Source organism: Arthrobacter globiformis (assembly GCF_030818015.1).
Taxonomy (GTDB): Bacteria; Actinomycetota; Actinomycetes; order Actinomycetales; family Micrococcaceae; genus Arthrobacter; species Arthrobacter globiformis_C.
In genome coordinates this window covers 1,251,397-1,274,290 of record NZ_JAUSZX010000001.1, presented here as the reverse complement: position 1 = coordinate 1,274,290, position 22,894 = coordinate 1,251,397, and the positions used below count along the sequence as shown (strand labels likewise).

General features: G+C 66.9%; 18 protein-coding genes and 1 pseudogene. 11 read left to right on the top strand and 8 right to left on the bottom strand.

The genetic code is table 11. The features are described from left to right. Nucleotides 1-133 precede the first annotated feature (133 nt). Nucleotides 134-1,006 carry a pullulanase X25 domain-containing protein gene (locus tag QFZ23_RS05925; RefSeq protein WP_306921235.1) on the bottom strand — a complete coding sequence of 291 codons (873 nt, stop codon included), beginning with the start codon at nucleotides 1,004-1,006 and terminating at the stop codon, nucleotides 134-136. 264 nt (nucleotides 1,007-1,270) lie between these two features. On the opposite strand from QFZ23_RS05925, the gene QFZ23_RS05920 reads away from it, so the two are divergent. Then, nucleotides 1,271-1,561, top strand: a complete 291-nt coding sequence (locus QFZ23_RS05920; RefSeq protein WP_306921234.1) for a hypothetical protein — start codon at nucleotides 1,271-1,273, stop codon at nucleotides 1,559-1,561. A 16-nt stretch (nucleotides 1,562-1,577) separates the two neighbouring features. Here QFZ23_RS05920 and QFZ23_RS05915 read toward each other — a convergent pair whose 3' ends face one another. After that, entirely contained in the window at nucleotides 1,578-1,859 is a 282-nt protein-coding gene (locus QFZ23_RS05915) for a DUF2630 family protein (RefSeq protein ID WP_306921233.1), read from the bottom strand. Nucleotides 1,860-2,155: 296 nt separating this feature from the next. Between QFZ23_RS05915 and QFZ23_RS05910 the strand changes: the two genes are divergently transcribed. The 3 genes from QFZ23_RS05910 to QFZ23_RS05900 all read left to right on the top strand — a co-directional run bounded on the left by QFZ23_RS05910 (nucleotide 2,156) and on the right by QFZ23_RS05900 (nucleotide 4,679). Continuing rightward, complete coding sequence (locus tag QFZ23_RS05910; protein WP_306921232.1) at nucleotides 2,156-3,049, top strand: glucose 1-dehydrogenase; 894 nt, start codon at nucleotides 2,156-2,158, stop codon at nucleotides 3,047-3,049. A gap of 222 nt (nucleotides 3,050-3,271) precedes the next feature. Continuing rightward, nucleotides 3,272-4,246, top strand: coding sequence for an aldo/keto reductase (locus tag QFZ23_RS05905; RefSeq protein ID WP_306921231.1), 975 nt, complete (start codon nucleotides 3,272-3,274; stop codon nucleotides 4,244-4,246). Nucleotides 4,247-4,316: 70 nt separating this feature from the next. Continuing rightward, the gene (locus QFZ23_RS05900; RefSeq protein WP_306921229.1) at nucleotides 4,317-4,679 is read left to right on the top strand and encodes a DUF6457 domain-containing protein; all 363 of its coding nucleotides are present in this window, start codon (nucleotides 4,317-4,319) and stop codon (nucleotides 4,677-4,679) included. Nucleotides 4,680-4,750: 71 nt separating this feature from the next. On the opposite strand, the gene QFZ23_RS05895 is transcribed toward QFZ23_RS05900, so the two are convergent. Further along, nucleotides 4,751-7,054, bottom strand: a complete 2,304-nt coding sequence (locus QFZ23_RS05895; protein WP_306921228.1) for an FdhF/YdeP family oxidoreductase — start codon at nucleotides 7,052-7,054, stop codon at nucleotides 4,751-4,753. A 203-nt stretch (nucleotides 7,055-7,257) separates the two neighbouring features. Between QFZ23_RS05895 and QFZ23_RS05890 the strand changes: the two genes are divergently transcribed. Next, complete coding sequence (locus QFZ23_RS05890; protein WP_306921227.1) at nucleotides 7,258-7,833, top strand: hypothetical protein; 576 nt, start codon at nucleotides 7,258-7,260, stop codon at nucleotides 7,831-7,833. Here QFZ23_RS05890 and QFZ23_RS05885 read toward each other — a convergent pair. Continuing rightward, nucleotides 7,772-8,740 (bottom strand): adenosine deaminase, encoded by a 969-nt coding sequence (locus tag QFZ23_RS05885; protein WP_306926701.1) that lies wholly within the window; start codon nucleotides 8,738-8,740, stop codon nucleotides 7,772-7,774. The two genes, QFZ23_RS05890 and QFZ23_RS05885, sit on opposite strands and share 62 nt — an antisense overlap. Before the next feature lie 147 nt (nucleotides 8,741-8,887). Here QFZ23_RS05885 and QFZ23_RS05880 point away from each other — a divergent pair, with 147 nt between their 5' ends. From QFZ23_RS05880 to QFZ23_RS05875, 3 genes are all read left to right on the top strand, one after another. Beyond that, nucleotides 8,888-11,437, top strand: coding sequence for an ABC transporter (locus QFZ23_RS05880; RefSeq protein WP_373427853.1), 2,550 nt, complete (start codon nucleotides 8,888-8,890; stop codon nucleotides 11,435-11,437). Continuing rightward, nucleotides 11,392-11,589: a hypothetical protein gene (locus QFZ23_RS23685; RefSeq protein WP_373427852.1), complete on the top strand. Its 198-nt coding sequence runs from the start codon at nucleotides 11,392-11,394 to the stop codon at nucleotides 11,587-11,589. Before QFZ23_RS05880 ends, QFZ23_RS23685 begins: the two co-directional genes overlap by 46 nt. A 205-nt stretch (nucleotides 11,590-11,794) precedes the next feature. Then, nucleotides 11,795-12,496: a transglycosylase family protein gene (locus QFZ23_RS05875; protein WP_306921225.1), complete on the top strand. Its 702-nt coding sequence runs from the start codon at nucleotides 11,795-11,797 to the stop codon at nucleotides 12,494-12,496. A gap of 237 nt (nucleotides 12,497-12,733) precedes the next feature. Here the strand turns inward: QFZ23_RS05875 and QFZ23_RS05870 are convergent, their stop codons facing one another. Next, nucleotides 12,734-13,261 (bottom strand): hypothetical protein, encoded by a 528-nt coding sequence (locus QFZ23_RS05870; RefSeq protein WP_306926699.1) that lies wholly within the window; start codon nucleotides 13,259-13,261, stop codon nucleotides 12,734-12,736. Between the two features lie 265 nt (nucleotides 13,262-13,526). Here QFZ23_RS05870 and QFZ23_RS05865 point away from each other — a divergent pair, with 265 nt between their 5' ends. The 3 genes and pseudogenes from QFZ23_RS05865 to QFZ23_RS05855 all read left to right on the top strand — a co-directional run bounded on the left by QFZ23_RS05865 (nucleotide 13,527) and on the right by QFZ23_RS05855 (nucleotide 17,417). Then, complete coding sequence (locus tag QFZ23_RS05865) at nucleotides 13,527-14,495, top strand: MSMEG_6728 family protein (protein WP_306921224.1); 969 nt, start codon at nucleotides 13,527-13,529, stop codon at nucleotides 14,493-14,495. 8 nt (nucleotides 14,496-14,503) lie between these two features. After that, nucleotides 14,504-15,364 (top strand): NAD-dependent epimerase/dehydratase family protein, encoded by an 861-nt coding sequence (locus tag QFZ23_RS05860; protein WP_306921222.1) that lies wholly within the window; start codon nucleotides 14,504-14,506, stop codon nucleotides 15,362-15,364. Nucleotides 15,365-15,499: 135 nt separating this feature from the next. Further along, a pseudogene (locus QFZ23_RS05855) lies at nucleotides 15,500-17,417 on the top strand (DUF222 domain-containing protein). Between the two features lie 216 nt (nucleotides 17,418-17,633). Here QFZ23_RS05855 and QFZ23_RS05850 read toward each other — a convergent pair. The 3 genes from QFZ23_RS05850 to QFZ23_RS05840 form a co-directional block, all read right to left on the bottom strand. After that, nucleotides 17,634-17,954 (bottom strand): hypothetical protein, encoded by a 321-nt coding sequence (locus tag QFZ23_RS05850; RefSeq protein ID WP_306921220.1) that lies wholly within the window; start codon nucleotides 17,952-17,954, stop codon nucleotides 17,634-17,636. Nucleotides 17,955-18,063: 109 nt separating this feature from the next. After that, the gene (locus QFZ23_RS05845) at nucleotides 18,064-20,001 is read right to left on the bottom strand and encodes a gamma-glutamyltransferase family protein (protein ID WP_306921218.1); all 1,938 of its coding nucleotides are present in this window, start codon (nucleotides 19,999-20,001) and stop codon (nucleotides 18,064-18,066) included. A gap of 74 nt (nucleotides 20,002-20,075) precedes the next feature. Beyond that, nucleotides 20,076-22,661, bottom strand: coding sequence for a Tex family protein (locus QFZ23_RS05840; protein ID WP_306926697.1), 2,586 nt, complete (start codon nucleotides 22,659-22,661; stop codon nucleotides 20,076-20,078). Nucleotides 22,662-22,894: the final 233 nt, after the last annotated feature.

The following is a 22,894-nucleotide window of genomic DNA, read 5'->3' as shown; positions in this document are numbered from 1 at the left end:
CTGGGAAAGAGGCAGGAGAGCATCGCATCCCAAGTGTTGCCATCGATAACGAACCGGGTCCGAAGGCGTTGACCCTCCCAATGGAAAAGCCCCGCGGCAGCACGGTGCTGCAGCGGGGCTTCGGCCGGTGGAGTTAGTTGACGGTGATGTCCCGTGTCCGGTGATCGTAGCGGATGGTGAGCTGGCCGCCGGAGTGGTGCAGTTCGTGGTTGGCGCCATCGAACGCCCCGAACGCGCCGTAGTTCTCATCCCAGGAACGGTTGAGGGCGATCTTGAAGTTGTAGTAGCCGGCCGGGATTTCAGCCGAAAGCTTCCACAGCTGGTCCAGCTCGTCCAGCTTCATCTGTGCTTCGTCGTACTGCGGCGCCCAGTTCTCGGGGGCTCCCAGCAGGGTGTTGAAGTCGCCGGCCACGGCCACCGCGGCGGGCTGGTCGATGGTTTCCGCGGAGTTTTCGACGGGAGCCTCCGCCTCGGCGTCGGCTTCTGCCTTTTTCCGGACAGCCTTGGCTACGGGAGCGACTGCATCCTCGATCAGCTTGGCTGCCTTGTCGACAACCTTCGCTGCCTTGGACGGAGCCTTCTCGTCCTTTGCTGCGGCGACCTTCGCGGGTGCCTTCTTGGCTGCCGGCTTGGCAGGTGCTGCCACCGGAAGGGGCGTGTCGGCAGGGACCGGAGTACCGGCGTCGAGCGCTGCCGAGAAGCTGGCCGCGTCCGGGAAGGCGACCGTTGCACGCTGGCCGTCCTCGGTGATGGTCCAGCCAGAGCGTCCCTTGACCAGCCAGCCTGCCTTGACCAGCTTGGCCGTAGCGGTGGTCAGTGATTTGTGGCCCCGCGGAATGCCGCCGCTGAGGAGCTCAGCTTCGTAGGCGTTCAGCGGAACCCGGACGAGGGCTTCAGCCAGCACGGCGCCGGCGTTCTGCGATTCACCGGACAACACCCCCTCTGCCAGAACGTCCAGCACGGCCTTAAGGCGGATGTTGGTGTTTTCGGCGGCAGTCTTACGCATGGTTCCCCTTACAGAGCGATTGTTCCCACAGTAGTTTGCCAAGTACTGGGCAAATCTGACGACTTTGTTCGGTAAACATTGTGTGTCGTGACCGACTATGACGGGGATTACACCTGAATCGAGCCGTAAATCTCGGTTATTCAGGCCCGCGAAACTGCTTCCGGCTCCATTTCTTGTCCAAATACCCGGCTCACTTCGCGGCGACGGAAATGGAAAGTAGGCTTACCACATAGAGTGAGGCACCAGCTGGAAGGGATGAATTCAATGAGTGAACACAGCAGCAACGCAGACGGCTTTATCGTTCCGGACCCATCGAAGATCCGGGACGACGGTCCAGGCGACGCAGGAGATGACGCCAACGCCATCCGGTTCAGCGAGGAGCAGGCCCTTATCGAGGAGCAGTCGCACGGCATCCGGCCGGAGCGCTATAACGTCCCATCCGGCGGGCCCACCATGGAGGAAGCCCGCGGAAGCATGGACCTGTCCGACGACACCGGCGACGCGGCTTCCGCTGACAGCAGCGACGACGGAATGCACAGCGGCCAGGAGCAGTAGTTACCGCGCTGGCCTCTTACTGGACATAGCCTTCCACCTCATTGACGGGGCGGGCATCCGCCACGTTGGGATCCTCGCCAGCCTTCGCCTTTGCCCGGCGCTGGCGCAGCAAGTCCCAGCACTGGTCCAGCGCCTCTTCCACCTGCCGCAGCCGGGCGCGGCGCTCACGCTGACCATCGGCATCGTCGTCGGAACCGTTCACGCCGGGGCCACTGGCGCCCGACGCCGTCGGCTCACGGAGCTGGTGTTCTTCCTCAACCAGCGCCTGGATGCGCTGCAGAATGTCCTGGTCGTCCATCGCCTTCACTCCTTGGGTTACCCCGGGCCGGATTGCCTGTCGCGGATCGCCGCGGACCGCAGCGGCCCGCCGGGCTGGGACTGCCAGCCTAATGAGGTGAGGCAGCCTGCGGAAGAGGTTGCCGCACGCCCTTCGCATGGGATGCTCGCGCCTCGCAATCCGAAGGGCAGCATCACTGGCGGCACAGCCCTCGTCTCGTTAGGGTAGACGGTAAGCATGCTTAGCATTATCCCGATGCCAGCACCGCCCGAAACAAGATGATCCTGTCCGCGTTCAACACCATCTGGAGGAGAACCATGACCGACCAGTACACGTTCAAGAATCCTGTCACCGCCTACGAGCATATCGAGCCGCCCAAGCAGCACCAGCCCGAACCCGGACTGGACGCCAAGCTTGAACCCAAGGCCGACCTGGGCGAGGACACCTACCGCGGCACCGGACGCCTCGACGGCCGGAAGGCAATCGTCACGGGCGCCGACTCAGGCATCGGTGCAGCGACGGCGATCGCGTTCGCCCGGGAAGGGGCCGACGTCGTGCTTTCCTACCTTCCCGAGGAGGAAGAAGACGCAGCCAAGATCGCGAACCAGATCGAAAAGGCCGGCCGCAAGGCCGTGAAGGTGCCTGGCGACCTCAAGGATGCCGCAACGTGCCAGAAGCTGGTGGACACCGCGCTGCAGGAACTGGGCGGCCTGGACCTGCTCGTGAACAACGCCGGCAAGCAGGTGGCTCAGGAGGACATCGGCGACATCACCGACGAGCAGTTCGACCACACGCAGAAGACCAACGTGTACGCCATGTTCTGGCTCACCAGGGCAGCGGTGCCGCACCTTCCCGCCGGTTCCACAATCATCAACACGACGTCGATCCAGGCCTACAACCCGTCGCCGACCCTCGTTGACTACGCCACCACGAAGGCCAGCATCAACAACTTCACCAAGGGCCTCGCCCAGCAACTGGCGCCGAAGGGCATCCGCGTGAACGCCGTGGCTCCCGGGCCGATCTGGACGCCCCTGCAGGTCAGCAGCGGCCAGCCCAAGGAAGCCCTCCCCGAATTCGGCAAGGACACTCCCCTGGGACGCGCCGGACAGCCAGCCGAACTCGCCCCGGCGTACGTGTTCCTGGCCTCGGCGGAGTCGAGCTTCGTGGTCGGCGAGACCCTGAACGTCAACGGCGGCAGCCCCACGCCATAGCTGCTGCCCGCTCCGCGCGTCAGGTTGCAGCGCATTCCTGCACCACTTCAGGAAGCAACACCGCCGCCAGCCACCGGGAAACCGCGCCAGCATGCGGGGAACCCGGGGCGGGCGGCGTTTCGGCGCCACCAAGGTGGAGCAAAAATGCTGCGAATCGACTTATAGTGTCGACTACACCGCACCTCCCTGAGCCACTCCCGCAACCTACCTGAGGAGAGCCCCGTGGAATCCCGCACACTCGGTTCACTTTCCGTCTCCAGTCTCGGCCTCGGCTGCATGGGCATGAGCGAGTTTTACGGAACCGGCGATGACAGCGAGTCCATCGCCACCATCCACGCCTTCCTCGACGCCGGCGGAACCCTGCTGGACACCGCAGACATGTATGGTCCGTTCACGAACGAGTTGCTGGTGGGCAGGGCCATCGCGGGCCGGCGCTCCGATGTGGTCCTGGCCACGAAGTTCGGGAACGAGCGGCGGGAGGACGGTTCCTGGGTGGGCATCAACGGCCGCCCCGAATACGTCCGCGCCGCCTGCGACGCCAGCCTGCAGCGACTTGGCGTGGACCACATCGACCTCTACTACCAGCACCGGGTGGACAAGACCGTCCCAATCGAGGACACCGTCGGAGCCATGGCGGAGCTCGTCGAGGCCGGTAAAGTCCGGTATCTGGGGCTGTCCGAAGCCAGCGCCGACACCATCCGCCGGGCGCATGCCGTCCATCCGATAGCCGCGCTGCAGACCGAGTATTCACTCTGGGAGCGGGAGCCGGAGACGAAGGTTTTCCCTGTGCTGGCCGAGCTGGGGATCGGTTTCGTGCCCTACAGCCCCCTTGGCCGGGGCTTCCTCACTGGCCAGCTGCGCAGCCCAGACGACTTTGCTGCGGATGATTTCCGGCGGCACTCTCCCCGTTTCCAGGGCGAAAACTTCACCCGGAACCTGCAGCTTGTGGACCGGGTCAAGGAACTCGCAGATGAGAAGCAGTGCAGTCCGGCACAGCTCGCTCTGGCCTGGCTGCTCGCGCAGGGCGATCACATCGTCCCCATTCCCGGCACCAAGAAGCGCGAACGCCTGGCAGAGAACCTGGGCGCGGCCGCCGTCGAACTTTCAGCCGGGGACCTGGCCCGCCTTGATGAACTTGCCCCGGCGGGCGCTGCCGCGGGGGCGCGCTACCCGCACATGACCTCGATAGACACCTAGAGTCCTGCCCCGCGCGCCCGCCGGGAGCATCGGCACCACCGAGCAAGAGTTGAGGAAGAAAGGGAGTCCAATGACAGGCAATACCGAAGGCGACGGCGGCACCGCCTCCGCCGGAGAGACCGGCATCGGCGCCGCGGACCAGGACCTCGCACACTGGAGCCAGCGGCTCATCCAAGCGCTGCAGATCCTGGATCTCAAGGTAGACCAGCAACTGGTCGCTCGCCTGGCCGACGAGTCTTCCCGCGCGGTCAGCGGGCAAGCCGGTCCGGTCACCGCGCTGCTGGTTGGCTACGCAGCGGGGCTGCGGGCACACGGCAGCAGCGCGTCGCCACAGGAGGCGGTGCAATCGGCGGCCGACGTCGCCCTGCAGCTCTGCGAGCACGGAACCGAAGGCGGCCCCGACAGCGAGGGTTGGTCAAGCACCGCCCAGTAAGCGCCGGGCCCCCGCTCCGCCCCGCCCGTTCCGGGACCGCGGGCGGGAGCCAGTTCAGGACGCGCTGGGCGCTAGGCGGTCTCCGCGCTGGGCTCCAACCTCACGATCACAGCCTTGGACGCCGGCGTGTTGCTTCCCTCCGCGACGCTGTCCAGGGGCACCAGCACGTTGGCCTCCGGGTAATAGGTGGCCGCGCAGCCGCTGGCCGTGGGGTACGAAACGACGCGAAGTTTCCTCATCACCCGCTCCACGTTGTCCTCGTACACGCCGTGGATATCCACGAACTGGCCGTCGCTGAGGCCAAGTTCGGCAATGTCCTCGGGGCTAACGAACACCACGTCACGGCCCTTTTTGATGCCGCGGTAACGGTCGTTGTGCCCGTAGATGGTGGTGTTGAACTGGTCGTGCGAGCGGACGGACTGCAGGATCAGCGTGCCGGCCGGCCGATCGATGCTCTCCAAATGATTGACCGTCAGGATGGCCTTGCCAGTTGGCGTGGGGAAGGTCCGCGAATCGCGCGGGCCGTTGGGCAGGACGAAGCCGCCTTCCTGCCGGATCTTGTCGTTGTAGTTCTCGCAGCCAGCAACGACGTGGGAAATGTGCTCGCGGATGAGGTCGTAGTTCTTCTCGAAGCCTGCCCAGTCCGCGCTGGACTTCCCCGCCACCGTCTCCCGAGCGATCCGGCAGACGATCGCCACCTCTGACAGCAGGTTCGGCGCAACGGGCTGCACCCGCCCCGCCGAGGGATGAACGGCGCAAACAGTGTCCTCCACGGAAACGAACTGCGGACCGGACTCCTGGACGTCGATTTCCGTGCGCCCCATGGTGGGCAGGATGAGGGCTTCCCTGCCCGTCACCGTGTGGGAGCGGTTCAGCTTCGTGGAGATTTGAACGGTGAGGTCGGTGTTCTCCATTGCCGCTTCAGCCGCATGCGTGTCCGAAATGGCGGCCACCAGGTTTCCGCCCAATGCCACGAAAACCTTGATCCCGCCGTCGCGCATTCTTCGGATGGTTTCCACGGCGTCAGCGCCGTGCTCGCGCGGGGGGTCGAAGCTGAACTCCTTGCCGAGCGCGTCGAGGAAGGCGGGCGGCATCTGCTCCCAGATGCCCATGGTCCGGTCCCCCTGCACGTTGCTGTGCCCGCGAATCGGCGAGGCGCCGGCGCCCGGCTTACCGATGTTTCCGCGCAGCAGAAGAAGGTTGATGATCTCCTTGATGGTGGCCACACCCTTCTTGTGCTGGGTGATCCCCATGGCCCACGTGATGATGACACGGTCGGCTTTCAGATACCGGGCGGCCAGCTCGTCGATTTCGTCGCTGCGGAGCCCGGTGGCGGCCAGGACGGTCTCGTCGTCAAGCCCGTCGAGATGCGCTTTGAGTTCTTCCAGGCCCTCGCAGTGCTCCGCCAGGAAGTCGTGGTCCAGCACGGTCCCCGGATTCTTTGCCTCGGCGTCGAGGACCCGCTTCGAAATGGCCTGCAGCAGCGCCATATCGCCGCCCACCCGGATCTGCAGGTACTGGTCCGCGAGGTCGGTGCCGTGGCCAATGATGCCCTTGACCTTTTGCGGGTTCTTGTACCGCATCAGCCCGGCTTCCGGCAGCGGATTGACGGCCACAATCTCCGCGCCCGCCTCCTTGGCTTCCTCGAGCGCCGTGAGCATGCGCGGGTGGTTGGTGCCCGGGTTCTGCCCCATGATGATGATGAGCTGCGCCTTGGCGAAGTCGTCATAGGTGATGGTGGCCTTGCCGATGCCGATGGTCTGGCCCATCGCCCAGCCGGACGATTCATGGCACATGTTCGAGCAGTCCGGCAGGTTGTTGGTGCCGAACGCCCGTACAAACAGCTGGTAAATAAAGGCTGCCTCGTTCGATGTCCGGCCGCTCGTGTAGAAGGCGGCCTCGTCCGGGCTGGACAGTCCGTTGAGCTTTCGGCCCAGAATCCCGAATGCCTCGTCCCAGCTCACGGGACGGTAATGGTCTTCCCCTGCCGGCTTGTACACCGGCTCCGTCAGGCGGCCCTGCATTCCGAGCCAGTACTCAGTTCTCTGGCGCAGCTCACTGACCGGGTGCTCTGCCCAGAAGTCCGACTCAATCACCACCGGCGTGGCTTCCCAGGTGACGGCCTTGGCCCCGTTTTCGCAGAACTCAAAGGTCTTCCGGTGGTCCGGGTCCGGCCAGGCGCAGCTCATGCAGTCGAAGCCGTGCTTCTGGTTCAGGGCCAGCAGCGTCTTCTCTGTCCTGCCCAGGCCCATATGTTTGATGGCTGGCTGCATCGAGTGCAGGACGCCCGGTATGCCGGCGGCCCATTCCTTCGGCTTGCCTACCTCGAGGTCCTTCTCGTCCGCCTCTTCAACGTCTGGGTTCTTGCGCGGCATGCTGCACACTCCTTGACTCGGCATCGTCCCGGTACTGCTGTCCGCGGCACCGTCACCGCAGTTTCGCCTCCCTCACAGGACTAGCAGTTATGGAAGGCGCCTGCAAGCATTCGGCCCGCTGCCGGCTGGAAGGTCCTGCCTGCTGGCGCGTCGACGCCGACGGAGCGGACAATTGGAGCACCCGCAGACCGTTTGGAGCCGCTATGGGCCATTCAACGGGCTGGCTAAAACACCACAGGCTTCCGGCTTTTTTTATCCTGGCCTACGCAATTTCCTGGGCCTCGTGGCCGTTCTTCGCGGCCGGGCTGATGCCGCGGATGGAATTCCTGCCGGTGGGTCCGCTTGCCGCGGACATGGCCGGCAACATGTGGTTCGACGGCTTCGCCGGTCCCTTCGTCGCCGACGTCGCCCCCGGCGCGATCCTCGCAGGCGGCTCCGGCATGCTGGTTGTCGGAGGGCTTTCCAGCTACGTGCTCTTCGCGCTGGGCTGGATGTTTTTCGGCATCGCCGGCTGGCTCTCACGCATGTTCCCCGCGTGGATCGGCGTGGCCTTCGTCGTCGCCGGCTTCCTCGGCTACAACGCGGGACTGCCTCCCTACGGGATCCCCATCGGTCTCGTCATGGCGGCGCTGGGCTGGTGGATCATCCGGACGGGCGCGCCTGCAACGACTCCGAGTGGTTCCACGACCGGCGGCCAGACGACGAGTGCGCCGAAGCCTAGCCCGACAGCTCGGCCAGCAGCTCGTGCTTCCGCTCCTCGCTGGCGAAGGACGACCTGATGGAGTTCGCGGCGAGCCTGACCCGGTCGAATTCGGACAGGCCCAGGACCGATTCGAGCTGGGTGAAGTTGGTGTCCACGTAGCCGCCGAAGTACGCCGGGTCGTCCGAGTTCACGCTGACGTTGAGCCCGGCGGCCAGCATCGCCGGCAGCGGATGGGCGGCCAGCATGTCCACGGCGCGCAGCCGGACGTTCGACAGCGGACAAACCGTCAGCGGAACGCGGTCATTGACCAGCCGCTCCACGAGCTCGGGATCCTCCATGCACCGGATCCCGTGGTCGATCCGCTCCACGGCCAGGACGTCCAGCGCCTCCACAATGTACGACGGCGGGCCCTCCTCCCCCGCGTGCGCAATCTTCCGCAGGCCTGCTTCGCCGGCCCGGGCAAACAGCCGCGTGAACTTCGACGGCGGGTTGCCCACCTCTGCGGAATCCAGGCCGATGCCGGCGATCGGCGCATTCATCGCCAACAGCCCCTCCAGGACCTCGAGCGCCGATTCCTCTGAGAGATCGCGCAGGAAGGCGGCAATCAGCAGCGTGGAAATGCCGAACTCCTCCTCAGAGGTGGCGAGCACCGAGGCCACGCCGTTGACGCACGTCTCCAGGGAGACACCGCGCGAGAGGTGCGCCTGCGGATCCATCATGATTTCCGCGTGCCGCACCCCGGCCGCCGCAGCCCGCGCCAGGTAGGCCCGGGTCATGTCCGCGAAGTCCTGCTCGGTCCTCAGCACGGCCATGTTGGCGTAGTACAGGTCGAGGAAGGACTGCAGGTCGGTGAACTCGTACCGGCTCCGCAGCTCGTCCAGATTCGCGTACGGCAGCTCGATCCCGTTCCGTTCAGCGAGCGCAAAGATCAGTTCCGGCTCCAGCGTCCCCTCGATGTGAAGGTGGAGCTCCGCCAAAGGCATCGGTGTCGGGGCCGCCACCAGCTCCTCTTCATCTGAAAGCGCAGTTTGATCTGTTGGCCCGGTTTGACCTGAAAGAGCAGTGGGATCGATCGGTGCAGCGGCGGCGTCGTAAGTGTTCACCCCGACAGAATAGTCCCCGGACCGGCCATGACCGCTAGAGTCGAACAGATGCGGACTGAAGAGTATGCTGCCCCCTTGGCCGAACTGGACTGGAGTCTGGAAACCGGCTCCGGCGCCCACCATTCCGCGGACGGCTTTGTCCGGGTGCGTGGTGCCCGTGAGAACAATCTTCGCAACGTGGACGTGGCCGTCCCGCGCGACGCGATCGTCGCCTTCACCGGCGTATCGGGATCGGGCAAGTCCTCGCTGGCGTTCGGCACGATCTACGCCGAAGCCCAGCGCCGGTACTTCGAATCCGTGGCGCCCTACGCCCGGCGCCTCATCCAGCAGGGCCACAATCCCAAGGTGGAAATGATCACGGGGCTGCCTCCCGCCGTCGCGCTTCAACAGCGCCGCGGGACACCGAGCAGCCGTTCCACGGTGGGGACGGTGACCACGCTGTCCAATTCGCTCCGCATGCTGTTCTCGCGCGCCGGCAGCTATCCGGCCGTTGCCGGCACGCTGGACTCGGACGCTTTCTCGCCCAACACGGCCGCCGGGGCATGCCCCGAGTGCCACGGCCTCGGCGTTGCGCACACCGTGAGCGAAGCCTCCCTGGTCCCGGACCCGTCCCTGAGCATCCGGGACGGGGCCATCGCCGCCTGGCCGACGGCGTGGCAGGGCAAGAACCTGCGCGACATCCTCACCCATCTGGGCCACGACGTCGACACCCCCTGGCAAGAGCTGCCCCGGAAGGACCGCGACTGGATCCTTTTCACCGAAGAGCAGCCGGTCGTGGAAATCACCCCTCAGCGCGACCGGGTGGCCAAACCGTACAAGGGCAAGTTCTGGAGCGCCAAGAGCCACGTGCTGCACACCCTCGCGGATTCCAAGAGCAACACGATGCGCGAACGGGTGCTCCGCTTCATGGAAACCGGCCCCTGCCAGCGGTGCAGCGGCAGCGGACTCACCCCGGAGGCCCTGGCCGTAACCTTCGCCGGAAGGACCATCGCCGAACTCAACGCAGTGCCGATGGCCGAACTGGCAAACATCATCCGCCCGACGGCCGAGCTGAAAGACGCCAACACCGCCTCCCGCAAGCTGTCCTCCGGTGAAAGCAACGAGGTGGCCGTGGCCATCACGCGTGACCTTCTGCAGCGGATCACGGTCCTGCTGGATCTGGGGCTCGGCTACCTCGCTCTGGGCCGGTCGACGCCTACCCTCTCCCCGGGCGAGATGCAGCGCCTCCGGATCGCCACGCAGCTCCGCTCGGGTCTGTTCGGTGTGGTGTATGTGCTGGACGAGCCGTCGGCAGGGCTGCACCCCGCCGACGCCGAGCCCCTGCTCGCTGTGCTGGAACAGCTCAAGTCGTCGGGCAACTCCGTGTTCGTGGTGGAGCACAACATGGACATCGTGCGCCGCGCCGACTGGCTCGTGGACGTGGGACCGCGGGCTGGAGAGGGCGGCGGCGAAGTGCTGTACAGCGGCCCGGTTGCCGGCCTCGCCGGCGTGGAGGCCTCCGTCACACGCCCGTTCCTCGTCCCGGATGGTTCCAGGGGCGGTGCAACTGCCGGCGCCTCCGGCGCATCTGACAGCGGCATGCCTAACGACGGCGAGCCTGACAGCGGTCCCAACAGCCGCCGTCGGGAACCGGGTGCTTGGCTGGAACTGAACGACATCACCCGCCACAACCTCCGCGGCCTCGACGCATCCTTCCCGCTGCAGGTCCTGACCGCCGTCACCGGCGTCTCCGGCTCGGGCAAGTCGACGCTGGTCAGCCACGTCCTGGCCGAGGTGGTCGGATCGCAGCTGCACGGCGACGCGGGCGCGGGCGGCACGGATTCCGCGGGCATTGGGGCCACCGACGAGGACGAGCCCGTGGACGCCGCCAATTCCGGCACCCCATTGAGCGTCGGAACAGTGACCGGCCTGCACCACGTGGACCGGCTGGTGACAGTGGACCAGAAACCGATCGGCCGCACGCCCCGGTCCAACCTGGCCACCTACACCGGACTGTTCGACGCCGTGCGCAAGGAGTTCGCCGCCACGGACGAAGCCCGGGCCCGCGGATACGGCGCCGGACGTTTCTCCTTCAACGTGTCCGGTGGGCGCTGCGAGACCTGCCAGGGCGAGGGCTTCGTCGCCGTCGAACTGCTGTTCCTGCCGGGCAGCTACGGTCCCTGCCCGGAATGCGGCGGTTCCCGCTACAACCTGGAAACCCTCGAAGTCACCTACCGCGGCAAGACCGTGGCCGATGTCCTGGGCATGACCGTGGACGCCGCGGCCGAGTTCCTCGCGGACGTTTCCTCGGCCGCCCGCAGCCTGCAGACGCTCCGGGAGGTCGGGCTGGGCTACCTGCGGCTCGGACAGCCCGCACCGAACTCTCCGGCGGTGAGGCCCAGCGCATCAAACTCGCCACCGAACTGCAGCGGGCACGCCGCGGCCACACCCTGTACCTGCTGGACGAGCCCACCACCGGGCTCCATCCGGCCGACGTCCGGCTCCTCATGGCCCAGCTGCATCGCCTCGTCGACGCGGGAAACACGGTGGTCGTGGTGGAGCACGAAATGGACGTGGTGGCGGAAGCGGACTGGGTGATCGACCTCGGACCGGCCGGCGGGGACGCCGGCGGCAAGATCATTGCCTCCGGAACGCCGGCCGCCGTCGCCGGTTCACCCGACAGCCGGACGGCGCAGTACCTGGCTTCCGCACTCTGCCGGAGTGCCTCGGAACCGCTTGACTGTCAATAAAGATCTCGATTTGATAACGTCCCGCAACACCTTTAGGGTGGGACACATGCCCGCGCGACGCGGGCCCATGAATGCCCGGTGCCGCCACCACCAGTTACTGCCCGGCCGGCGGACACCGAAATGACCTCTAGTTCGTCAGGGGGCGGGCAGTAGCGCGACAACGTCCGGGGACGGACCGAGCGCGGGTGGCCTCAGGAGCATCCCAATGAAGAAGTCTACTTTCAGTACTGCCGCGCGCCGTGGAGTCACCCTGGCCGCTGTTTCCGCCGCAACTCTGGCTCTTTCCGCCACTGCCGCTAACGCTGCAGCGCCTACCGCCACGAACGGTTCCACCTGGGACGCCCTCGCCCAGTGCGAGAGCGGCGGCAACTGGGCCACCAACACCGGCAACGGTTTCTCCGGCGGCCTGCAGTTCACCCCGCAGACCTGGGCCGCTTTCGGCGGAACGGGTTCTCCCCAGAGCGCTTCCCGCGCCCAGCAGATCGCCGTGGCCGAAAAGGTCCAGGCCAGCCAGGGTTGGGGCGCATGGCCCGCCTGCTCCGCCAAGCTGGGCCTGAACGGTGGCGGTGGCGCTCCTGCACCGCAGATCCTGCCCCAGAGCGCGCCGGTCCAGGCCGCACCCGTCCAGGCGCCGGTCCAGACCGCTCCCGTTGCCCAGGCCCCGGTGGCCGAAGTAGCCCAGGCCCCGGTGGCCGAAGTTGCCCAGGCTCCGGTCCAGGCCCGTCACGCTGCCGCCATCGCGGTAAGCGGCGAGACCTACACTGTCCAGGACGGCGACACCCTGAGCAAGATCGCCGACAAGCTTGGCATCCAAGGCGGCTGGCAGCACCTTGCCGACGCCAACGCTGACACCATCAGCAACCCGAACCTGGTGTTCGTGGGCCAGGTTCTGCAGCTCCCTGCCTAACCCTGCTTGGTCAGGCCGCTGAGCGGCACTGCCATAAAGCTCGACGCCGGGCGGTCCCTTTCGAGGGGCCGCCCGGCGCTGTTGTGTCCCGGCGTTGCTGCGCCTGCCTTCAGAGTTGGCTGCCTTCAGAATTGCCTGACTTCAGAAACGACGACGCCGGGCGCCCCCTGAGTGGGGACGCCCGGCGTCGTTCTTAATTCTCTTCAGCGTGACGGCTGGAACCGTCGGTGAACGGCCCTAGGCCGCGGTGGAAAGTTCCCGGACGATGCGCACCTTCCAGGCGGCGTCGTCACTGGTGTCAAGGAGCGCGACTGTGCCGGAGGCGAGATGCAGGCCAACCCGTTTGGCATGCAGCAGCTCAAGGTAGAGGTGCTCGTTGATGCGGGCAGGGCTGTCGATGACGAACTTCACGGCGTCGCGCACCTTGCGGTAGTTGTCGCTGCGCTCGCGGTGCAGGTGCAGCTCGAGTTCGTGGCGCTGCTTAAGGCGCGGCTCGTGCTTGTTCAGCCAGTTCACGGCAGCGTGGACGCCAATCACCAGGGCCAGCGACACGGCGTAGATCCACCATCCGGTGGACATCAGGAAGAGCGGCAGGTTGGCGACGGCCACCACTGCAATGAAAACGCGCAGGGCGACGAGCCGGCGCAGGGTCAGCGCAACGGAAGCAAGCGCGGTGCGGAAACGGTGCTGGTCCTTGCGCGCGGCCACCGGGTCCAGAGTAAACTCGTCGAGAACGAGGATCCCGTTCGCGTCGGGGGCCAGCATTTGGCCGTACTTCGGAACGAACAGTTGAGGCTCCTGTGACGGGTGTGAATTCGTCTCCGCGTGGGCAGAGGACAGGGGCGCGGGCGAGGTAAGAGTCATGAGTTGGCTTCCAGACGCTGTTGAGGTTTCGGATATCTTAGTGGATTAATCAACCTTCCGTATGCATGGGTCCACTATGTGAACAGCCGGCCGTCCATTTTGGCCGCTGGTTGTGCCGTCCGGCACTTCAATTGGCACAGCGCGCCCGGGGCGGCAGACTGAAGGGATGCAAACCTTCCTTCCCTATCCCGACTTCCGGCAAAGCGCGGCCGCGCTGGACACACCCCGGCTCGGCAAGCAGCGCGTAGAAGCGCTGCAGACACTCCGTGCGCTGGTCATCCCGGAATACGGGTGGCAGTCACACCCCGCCATCCGCATGTGGATGGGGCACGTTCCGGCGCTCACCATGTACGGCCTGGCCATGGTGGACGAATGGACCAAGCGCGGGTTCGACGACAACACCCGGGACAACATCCGCGAGTTCGCACCCCAGGCCGCGCACCCGGATTATGCCGCCAAGATCCTGCTTCCGCCGTGGCTCGGCGACCCCGACTTCCACCTGAGCCACCGCTCTAACCTGATCCGCAAGGACCCGCACTTCTACGAACAGGTGTTCCCCGGCACCGAGCACGGGCTGGAGTACGTCTGGCCGGAGCCCAGGCACGAGTTCCTGCCCGAGGATCCAGAGGGTGACATTCTCTGGATCCTCCGCGAGCACGTCGGCCACGGCGACCCCGAGCAACTGGACAAGGTTGGGCTTCCCGCCGTGGGGCGGGCTGCACAAGGTTCCGCTGCTGCTTCGGGCGGCGGGGCTAGTTCCGCCGGGGCTGCCGGTTCCGCCGGGGCCGGGGAGTCCGCCGAGGACTACCAGTTCGTCTACGCTGAGGAAACTTCGCGCCGCACCTCCAAGGTCGCCCGGAAGGCCCCCGCCAAGCCGCTGGTCAAGAAGCCGTCCCGGAAACGGCAGCGCCAGGAGGCAGCCTTCTCGACACTTCCGGGCAAGTCACCGGTGGCCGTGCCTTTCGACGGCGGCAGGAGGTTCGCCGTCGGAATGGTCGTGGGCCGTCCCATCACGCTCGACGACGGGCGCTTCGGCCGCAACTTCCAGGTCACCGACATCATCGACCGGTCGGAGTTCGACTACCCGGCGCTGCTGCAGGATCCGCGCGTCTTCTTCCCAGTTCCGGCGCTCTGAGCCGGCAAATGACTATCCTTCTCGCCGGCTGCGGCGACCTCGGCACCGAGGCGGGTCTGCGGTTCGCCGCTGCGGGGCACCGGGTGGTGGGCTGGCGCCGTTCGCCGGACAAGCTCCCGGCTGAGATCGAGGGCGCCGCTGCGAACCTAAGCACCGCCGACCTGCCGCCTGTCCCGGCGGACACTGCCGCCGTCGTCATAGCTGTGGCAGCGGATGCGCCTACTGAAGAGGCATACCGGAGCGCGTACCTGGACGGCGTCGCGCATGTGCTCGACGCCCTCGCACGCGACCATGTGACGCCCGGACGTGTCCTTTTCGTCTCGTCCACAGCCGTCTATGGCGACGCCGGAGGCGGATGGATCGATGAAAACACGACTTCGGAACCCGCGGGATTCTCTGGCCGCGTCATGCGTGAGGCGGAGGATTTGTTGCTGACGCGGCTCGATGGAACCGGGACCTCACCTATTGTGCTCAGGCTTGGCGGAATTTACGGGCCAGGTCGCACGCGGCTCATCGACCAGGTTCGAACTGGCGCCGCCGTCATTCCGAACCAACCGCGTTACACCAACCGCATCCACCGTGACGACGCCGCCGGTGCCATCGTGCATTTGCTCAGCATGCCTGAGGCGCCGTCACGTGTTTATGTGGGCGTGGACAACGATTCAGCCGAGTTGGGCGACGTCCTGCGTTTCCTGGCGGCTGAGTTGAGGCTTGACGTTCCGCCGACGGGTTCTCTGGGCGGCGCTCGGGGCGGCAACAAGCGGTGCAGCAACGCGCTGCTTCGGGGAACAGGCTTTTCGTACAAGTACCCAACCTTCCGCGAGGGCTACCGCGACATTCTGGCCGGCGTCGGAGTGCGCCACCCCTGAATCAAGGCACCGCCGTTGAAAGTGGTCCGGCTGAAATGGCCGGGATATAAAAAATTTTCAAAAACTTTTCCCTTTTCGCCCGCAGTGACCTTCATCACCCCTAAAAATGTCAGACCCCGCTGACAAAGTAGTTCCATGGAAGCCATTGGGGAGCAGGGAGCGGATACCGCAGCCGGGAGGGACGTCTCCGGCCTGAGTGCCGCTGCTTTGCTGCGGAGCCGCGGGTTACGCAGCGTTCCCTCGGCTGGCCTGGCAACCGCTGAGCTTGCGTCCCAAGCGCTGGCAACCTCTGATTTGGAGGCGGGCCTGGCGCTGCTGGACTCCGCAACCACCGCGGCGCAGGAGGAGCTGGCCGCAGCCAACTTCCTTGAAGCGGCGGACTTCGCTGAACTCGCCGAGGAACTCTCCCGCCGTATCGAGTACCTCCAGTTGCTTGCTGCCGCGGCGGTGGATCGGACGCGGACCGAGGCGATCAATGCCGCCGGGACGGCCAGCCGCGCGGCCGGCTGGACCACCGGCTGGAACACCGAACCAGCACCCGAAACCGCCACTGGGAGTGTGCCGGTGTGTGCGGTGACCTGGTCCCCGGCCGATGACGGGTCCCGGAACACCGCCGAGTTCCTCCGCACCCGGCTCCGGATCAGCACCACCGAAGCCCGCCGCCGCCTCGCCCTCGCCACCGCCACCCTCCCCCGCACCGGCCTCGCCGGCCGGCCCATGCCACCCGAACACCAGGAAACCGCCGCCGCCCTCACCGCCGGAATCATCTCCTCCCGCGCCGGAACCATCATCACCACCGCCCTGGACAAAGTCCGCCACATCCCCGACCCCGCCGCGATCGTCCACATGGAACACAACCTCACCCAGACCGCGATCGACAACGACCACGACTTCCTCACCCGCATCGCCCACCGCTGGATCAACGCCCTCGACCAGGACGGCACCGAACCCAGCGAAGAAACCCTCCGCCACCGCCAAGGCATCTTCCTCCACCACAAACGCGGCGGCCTGCACCACTTCGAAGTCCACGCCACCACCGACCAATTCGAAGTCCTCACCACCATCATGAACACCGCCACCAACCCCCGCACCACCACCCCCAACACCACCCACCGCGGCAGCGACGGCAGCGCCGAGAGCACCGGCCCCGACAACAGCCCCGGCAACGGCAGCAGTGGCAGCGACAGTAACAGCGGCAGTAGCAGCGGCAGTGACGGCGGCAGTGCCGCCGCAGCCAACCTCGACGCGGTCTTCAACGCCCCCGCCCCGGTCCCGGACCTGGACCTGGACCGCCGCACACGCCCGCAGCAACTCCTCGACGGCCTCGTCGGCGGCTGCAAGGCAGCCCTCGCCGCCGGCACCCTGCCCACCACCGGCGGACTCCGCCCCCAGGTCATGGTCACCGTCTCCTACCAGGACCTCCTCAACAGCATCCAAACCACCGCCAGCCCAGGGCCCCCGCTACAACAAAAACCACCCCACCACCCGCCCCGGCACCCAGCCAACCGGTCCAGACACCTGGCACACCAGCGAACCCCAGCCCGATCCGGGCACCGACCCGCACCCCAGCCCCGGCACCGACTTCGCCGGCATCAACTGGACCGGCGCCGCGCTGCCCGGCACACCCACCACCGGCAGCGGAACCTTCACCTACACCGGACCCGTCACCGCCTCCACCATCCGCAAAATCGCCTGCGACGCCGACATCATCCCCATACTCCTCGGCACCGAAGGACGCCTCCTCGACATCGGCCGCACCACCCGCATCTTCCCGCCCCACATCCGCAAAGCCCTCACCGCCCGCGACCAAGGCTGCGCCTTCCCCAACTGCACCATCCCCGCCCCCTGGTGCGAAGCCCATCACATCACCTACTGGTCACAAGGCGGACCCACCGGCACCGACAACGGCGTCCTCCTCTGCACCCACCACCACCACCTCATCCACAAAGAACAGTGGAAAATCCACGTCAAAAACGGGATCCCCTGGTTCATCCCGCCACCCCACATCGACCCCCGCCAACAACCCCGACAAAACCACCACCACAAAACATGAACCGCCGGACAGGACCGCGCCCAGTTGCGAAGTCGGCTACGTGTCACCAGCCTGTCGAGATACTCGCGCAGGGGAACCGAAAACCGGGAGATGCCTGGTAGATCCAGGCGTGCGGTGATCTGCCGGTATGGGTTCACTAATTTCGGACCCAAAGCAGAAGCGCCCGGCCCATCAAGTCGGGACCAAGCGCTTCCGGTGAAACGATCATTGCAGCGGCTATGCGTCCTGCCAGCCCCTGCCTTCCGTGAAGGTAGCTACCAGAGTGCCCACGCCTGCCTGAAGCGAATTCGAAGGATCCTCGTACAGGGACGCCTCCGTTGCCCGGCTGTGGGTGATGAGCTGCTCGGCTTCGAGCTTCGCTTCGGGCACGGTGGCACCGATGATGCCGGTACGGGCGGGAAGCTCGGGAGTGTGCACTACCTCGGCATTGGTCTCCGAGAGCGGGATGGTGGTCCCGGGTCGAATCTCGTCGTGCGGAAACTCGAATTCGGCGTCGTCGGGGGCAGCGGGAATCGTGTACTCCAGGAAGTAGTTCATGCCCCCAGCCTTGCAGATAACCGCCACGCCAGAAACCCCGCCCCGCCGCCCGCGGACACGAATATTCACCGCCCCTTCAACGGAGCCACGAGCGAAAAGAGCTCCGCTCCTACCGTCCCGCCGCGTATCCCTGCGCACCCCGCGGGTTCGCGGCAGCCTGCAGCACGCCGGTCCTGGGATCGCGTACGACGGCGGACAGCCGTCCCAGCGTCCAGTCGCCAGCCCTGGTGATCCGGTGTCCCCGTCGCTCTAGTCCGGCGATGACGTCGCCGCCCAATCGATCCTCGACGACGGCGCCGCCAGGTTCCCAGGTGCGCGGCCAGAAAGACCCGGGCATCGACGTCGTGTGGAACGCCGGCGCATCGATGGCCTGTTGCGGCGTGTACCCGCCGACGATGGTCCGTAACAGGTACAGCAACTGCCACTGGTCCTGCTGGTCTCCCCCCGGCGAGCCGAGCGCGGAGACAGCAGCGCCATCACGCAGCACCAGCGTCGGCGTCAGCGTGGTCCGGGGCCGCTTGCCCGGCGTCAGCGTGGACGGCGTTCCGGGCTCAAGCCACGTCATCTGCAACCGCGTGCCCAGGCAAAACCCGAGCTCAGGGATCGCGGGCGACGACTGCAGCCAACCGCCGGACGGCATGGCCGAAACCATGTTGCCCCACCGGTCCACAACATCGATGTGGCACGTGTCGCCGCGGGTTTCCCCGTTGGACGCCACACTGGGTTCACCGAGCGTGGGTTCACCGAGCGTGGGTTCACCGATCGTCGGTTCGCCAACGCCGGCGGCGGCAGCCGCGGAACCCAGGCGGCCGGGAGCGGCACGACCTCCCGAAGGGGGCGACCCGCCGTCGTCATTCAACAGTGCAGCCGGAACATACTCGGTGCGAAGCGCGGGCACGTACGGCGCACGCCCGGGAACGGAGCCCGGACGAAACTCAAACGACGCATTTTCCGTGATCAGCTCCCGGCGGGACGCCGCGTACTCTTCGGACAGCAGGTAATCGAGCGGGACATCCGCGTCGCCGTAGTAAGCCTCACGGTCCGCCAGTGCGAGCTTCTGGGCCTCCAGGATGGTGTGTGCCCCGAGCTCGGTGGACGGGTCGAGGTGGTCGTCATCGAAGCCGGCCAGGATCGCGAGCATCTGCAGCAGGGCCGGCCCTTGCCCCCAAGGGCCGGTCTTGGCGATGGTGTGCCCGCGGAACTCGAACGTGACCGCTTCCTCATACGACGCGCGGAATCCGGCCATGTCAGCCATCGTCATGACGCCCCGGTGGTCGGTCCCGGACGAGTGGCGGTGCGGTGTGCGAACGCTTTCGGCCACGGCGCGGGCCACGAAGCCCTCGCTCCATTCCCTGCGGGCGGCGTCGATACGCTCCTCTCGCGTGTGCGCGGGCTCTGCGGCGAATGCCTCGCCGAGGCCGGCACCGGCCTGGACCAGTTTCTGGAGAGTGCGGGCAAGCGCCGGATTCCGGACCAGCTCACCCTCCTCCGGGATTCGCCCCTCCGGCATCCACAATTCGGCAGACGTGGACCAGTGCTCGCGGAAAAGCCCCGCCACTGCCGAGATCGTGCTGCAGACGCGCGCCAGCACCGGGTGGCCGTCGCGCGCATACCGGATGGCGAAATCCAGGACTTCCGCCAGTTCCCACGTTCCGTGGTCTCGCAGCAGCAACAGCCAGGCATCGACGGCGCCGGGAACCGCCGCGGCGAGCGCACCTGATCCGGGCACAAGTTCCAGGCCCTCGGCGCGGAAGTGTTGGACGGTAGCGCCCGCGGGCGCAGGGCCCTGGCCCATCAGGACCACGGGTTTCCCAGGCTCCTCCGCCGTGCTGAAGACGCCGGTCATGTCGCCGCCCGGCCCGTTGAGGTGCGGCTCCACCACAAACAGCACGAACGCGGCGGCGGTGGCCGCGTCGAACGCGTTGCCGCCCCGCTCCAGCACGGCCTGCGCTGTGCCGGTGGCGAGCCAGTGGGTCGTAGCGGACATGCCGAACGTGCCCTGCAGGGTAGGACGGGTGGTGAAAGTCTCCGGCCTCGTAAAACTCATAGGGGCTACTGTAGTCACCGGCTTCCGCCCGTCCCGGATACTGTGCCCGCGACACGCTCCGCCCGTGCGGGAGCCTACTTGCCGAGGCCGGCCCGGCGCAGGGCTTCGGCCATGGCTGTATCCGCTGGAGCTGGCCGCTGACCGGACTGCTTCGGCTGCCGCATTCCGCCGCTGCGCTCGGCCGCAGGCTGGCCCGAATCACTGCCCTGGCGTGCCCCGGGCTTTCCGCCAGATTGGTCTTGAGCAGCCGACCGGTTCCGGCCGCCTTCCCGACCACCGCCGCGGTTGCCGCCTGCCGAACGTTCGGCGGTGCGGCCGACGGCGCGGCCGACGCCATCCCGGTCGCGGCCGCCTTCCCGGTCGCGGTCGCCGCCGCGTCCCCCAGCCGAGCGTCCCCCAGCCGAGCGTCCCCCAGCGGAGCGGTCGCCGGAAGCGGCCGGTTCGTCGTCGAGCCTCAGCGTGAGGGAGATACGCTTCCGCTCCGGATCAGCCTCAAGCACCTTCACCCGAACCACCTGTCCGGACTTCACCACCTCGCGCGGATCGGCGACGAACCGGTTCGCGAGGGCGGACACGTGAACCAGCCCGTCCTGGTGAACCCCCACATCCACGAACGCGCCGAAGGCAGCCACGTTGGTGACGGTTCCTTCGAGGACCACGCCAGGCAACAGGTCCGAGATCTTCTCGATGCCCTCGGAGAACGCCGCGGCCTTGAACGCCGGACGCGGATCGCGCCCCGGCTTCTCAAGTTCGGCGATGATGTCGCGTACGGTGGGGAGCCCGAAGGTTCCATCGACAAAATCGGCAGGGTTCAGCCGTCCGGCATCGGCCAGCGGAGCAAGACCGGCGGCTGCCCCTCCGGAAGCACCGGAACCGCCAGCGGCGCCGGCCGCAGTCAGGATCTTCCGGGCCACCGAGTACGCCTCGGGGTGGACGCTGGAAGCGTCCAGCGGCTCCGCTCCTCCAGTGATCCTGAGGAACCCGGCACACTGTTCGAACGCCTTTGCTCCGAGCCGTGGCACCTTCTTCAGCTCGCTGCGCTTGGCGAACGGCCCGTGCTCGTTGCGGTACGCCACGATATTCTCGCTCAGCAGCGGCCCGACGCCGGCCACCCGGCTCAGCAGCGCTGGGGACGCAGTGTTCACGTCCACGCCCACGGCGTTCACGCAGTCCTCCACCACGGCATCCAGGCTGCGGTCCAGCTTCGCGGCCGTGACATCGTGCTGGTACTGCCCCACGCCGATCGACTTCGGATCGATCTTCACCAGCTCAGCCAGCGGATCCTGCAGCCTGCGGGCAATGGACACCGCGCCGCGCAGGGACACATCCATACCGGGGAGTTCGGCAGCGGCAAGGGCGGACGCCGAGTACACGGACGCGCCCGCCTCGGACACCACCAGCTTCTGCGGCGCCACGGCACCGGCGCCGGAGCCGGCAGCTGCAGAGAGCCGCTTGATCAGTTCGGCGGCGAGCTTGTCCGTTTCGCGCGACGCCGTTCCGTTGCCGATGGCCACGAGTTCGACGGCGTGCTTCCGCGCCAGCCGCTCCAGGGTCGCCAGTGCTTCGTCCCACTTCCGCGCCGGCGCGTGCGGATAGACAGTGTCCGTGGCGACTACCTTGCCTGTCCCGTCCACCACAGCAACTTTGACACCTGTCCGCAGGCCGGGGTCCAGGCCCAGGGTTGAGCGGTTTCCGGCAGGCGCCGCCAGCAGCACGTCGCGCAGGTTGGCGGCGAAAACGCGCACGGCTTCGTCTTCCGCGGCGGCGAACATCCGTCCCCGCAGGTCGGCGGTCAGCCGCGCGAGTACCCTGGACCGCCATGCCACCTGGGCGGTTTGGAGCAGCCAGGAATCGGCAGGCCGGCCACGGTCAGCAACCCCGAGGAACCGGGCCACGGCGGATTCGTAACGGGTGCGCGCGGCGGCGAGGGCCTCCTCGTCGGCCGGATCCGCTTCGGTGAGGTCCAGCTCGAGCACCCCGTCCTTCTCACCCCGCAGCAGGGCCAGCACGCGGTGCGACGGCATTCCCGACGGGGCCTGCGAAAACTCGAAGTAATCCGCGAACTTCTGCCCCTCGGATTCCTTGCCCTTCTTCACCCGGGACACCATCCGGCCCTGCGTCCACAGCCGCTCGCGCAGGTTCTCGGCAAGGTCGGCGTCCTGGGCCACGCGCTCCACGATGATGGCGCGGGCGCCGGCGAGCGCCGCAGCGGCGTCGTCGATGGCGTGGTCCGCGTTCAGGTACTTGGCCGCCTCGCGTTCGGGATCAAGTTCCGGGCGCTTGAGCAGGATGTCCGCGAGCGGTTCCAGACCGGCCTCGCGGGCGATCTGTGCCTTGGTGCGCCGCTTGGACTTGAAGGGCAGGTAGATGTCCTCAAGCCGCGACTTCGTATCGGCAGCAAGGACGGCGGCCTGCAGTTCCGGGGTCAGCTTCCCCTGCGCGGCAATCGCCTCCAGGACAGTCCGACGGCGGTCCCCCAGTTCGCGGAGGTAGCGCAGGCGCTCGTCGAGCTCGCGGAGCTGGCCGTCGTCGAGCGTCCCGGTGGCTTCCTTGCGGTAGCGGGCGATAAAGGGAACCGTTGACCCGCCGTCGAGCAGTTCCACAGCCGCTGTCACCTGCCATGCCTTTACGCCGAGCTCGGCGGCGATCTGGGCCGCTATTCGGGCTGCGACATCGTCCGCGCCTTGGCCGCCGGCCGGCGCGGGTGCGGGGGTGTCCTTCGGCTTTGTCCCGGCGGCGGAGGCGGGGCTGGGCGTGGGCGTGGCGGGGTGCTGCGGCTGTTGGGTCACCAGAACATTTTGCCCTACGCGTCCGGATCCGGGGCGATCAAGGGTTGGCGAACGGAGTAAACCGCACTACCCACAGCCGCTCTTAAGTGGTGTAGTGACTTTAT

Bases quoted from the DNA above. Each gene is read 5' to 3' on its own strand.
- QFZ23_RS05910 (WP_306921232.1), top strand. From the start codon at position 2,156: ATGACCGACCAGTACACGTTCAAGAATCCTGTCACCGCCTACGAGCAT.
- QFZ23_RS05885 (WP_306926701.1), bottom strand. From the start codon at position 8,740: ATGCCTTTGGCGGAGCTCCACCTTCACATCGAGGGGACGCTGGAGCCG.
- QFZ23_RS05870 (WP_306926699.1), bottom strand. From the start codon at position 13,261: ATGCTGGCCCCCGACGCGAACGGGATCCTCGTTCTCGACGAGTTTACT.
- QFZ23_RS05915 (WP_306921233.1), bottom strand. From the start codon at position 1,859: ATGGACGACCAGGACATTCTGCAGCGCATCCAGGCGCTGGTTGAGGAA.
- QFZ23_RS05865 (WP_306921224.1), top strand. From the start codon at position 13,527: ATGCAAACCTTCCTTCCCTATCCCGACTTCCGGCAAAGCGCGGCCGCG.
- QFZ23_RS05890 (WP_306921227.1), top strand. From the start codon at position 7,258: ATGGGCCATTCAACGGGCTGGCTAAAACACCACAGGCTTCCGGCTTTT.
- QFZ23_RS05925 (WP_306921235.1), bottom strand. From the start codon at position 1,006: ATGCGTAAGACTGCCGCCGAAAACACCAACATCCGCCTTAAGGCCGTG.
- QFZ23_RS05850 (WP_306921220.1), bottom strand. From the start codon at position 17,954: ATGAACTACTTCCTGGAGTACACGATTCCCGCTGCCCCCGACGACGCC.
- QFZ23_RS05920 (WP_306921234.1), top strand. From the start codon at position 1,271: ATGAGTGAACACAGCAGCAACGCAGACGGCTTTATCGTTCCGGACCCA.
- QFZ23_RS05845 (WP_306921218.1), bottom strand. From the start codon at position 20,001: ATGAGTTTTACGAGGCCGGAGACTTTCACCACCCGTCCTACCCTGCAG.
- QFZ23_RS05875 (WP_306921225.1), top strand. From the start codon at position 11,795: ATGAAGAAGTCTACTTTCAGTACTGCCGCGCGCCGTGGAGTCACCCTG.
- QFZ23_RS05880 (WP_373427853.1), top strand. From the start codon at position 8,888: ATGACCGCTAGAGTCGAACAGATGCGGACTGAAGAGTATGCTGCCCCC.
- QFZ23_RS05860 (WP_306921222.1), top strand. From the start codon at position 14,504: ATGACTATCCTTCTCGCCGGCTGCGGCGACCTCGGCACCGAGGCGGGT.
- QFZ23_RS05895 (WP_306921228.1), bottom strand. From the start codon at position 7,054: ATGCCGCGCAAGAACCCAGACGTTGAAGAGGCGGACGAGAAGGACCTC.
- QFZ23_RS05900 (WP_306921229.1), top strand. From the start codon at position 4,317: ATGACAGGCAATACCGAAGGCGACGGCGGCACCGCCTCCGCCGGAGAG.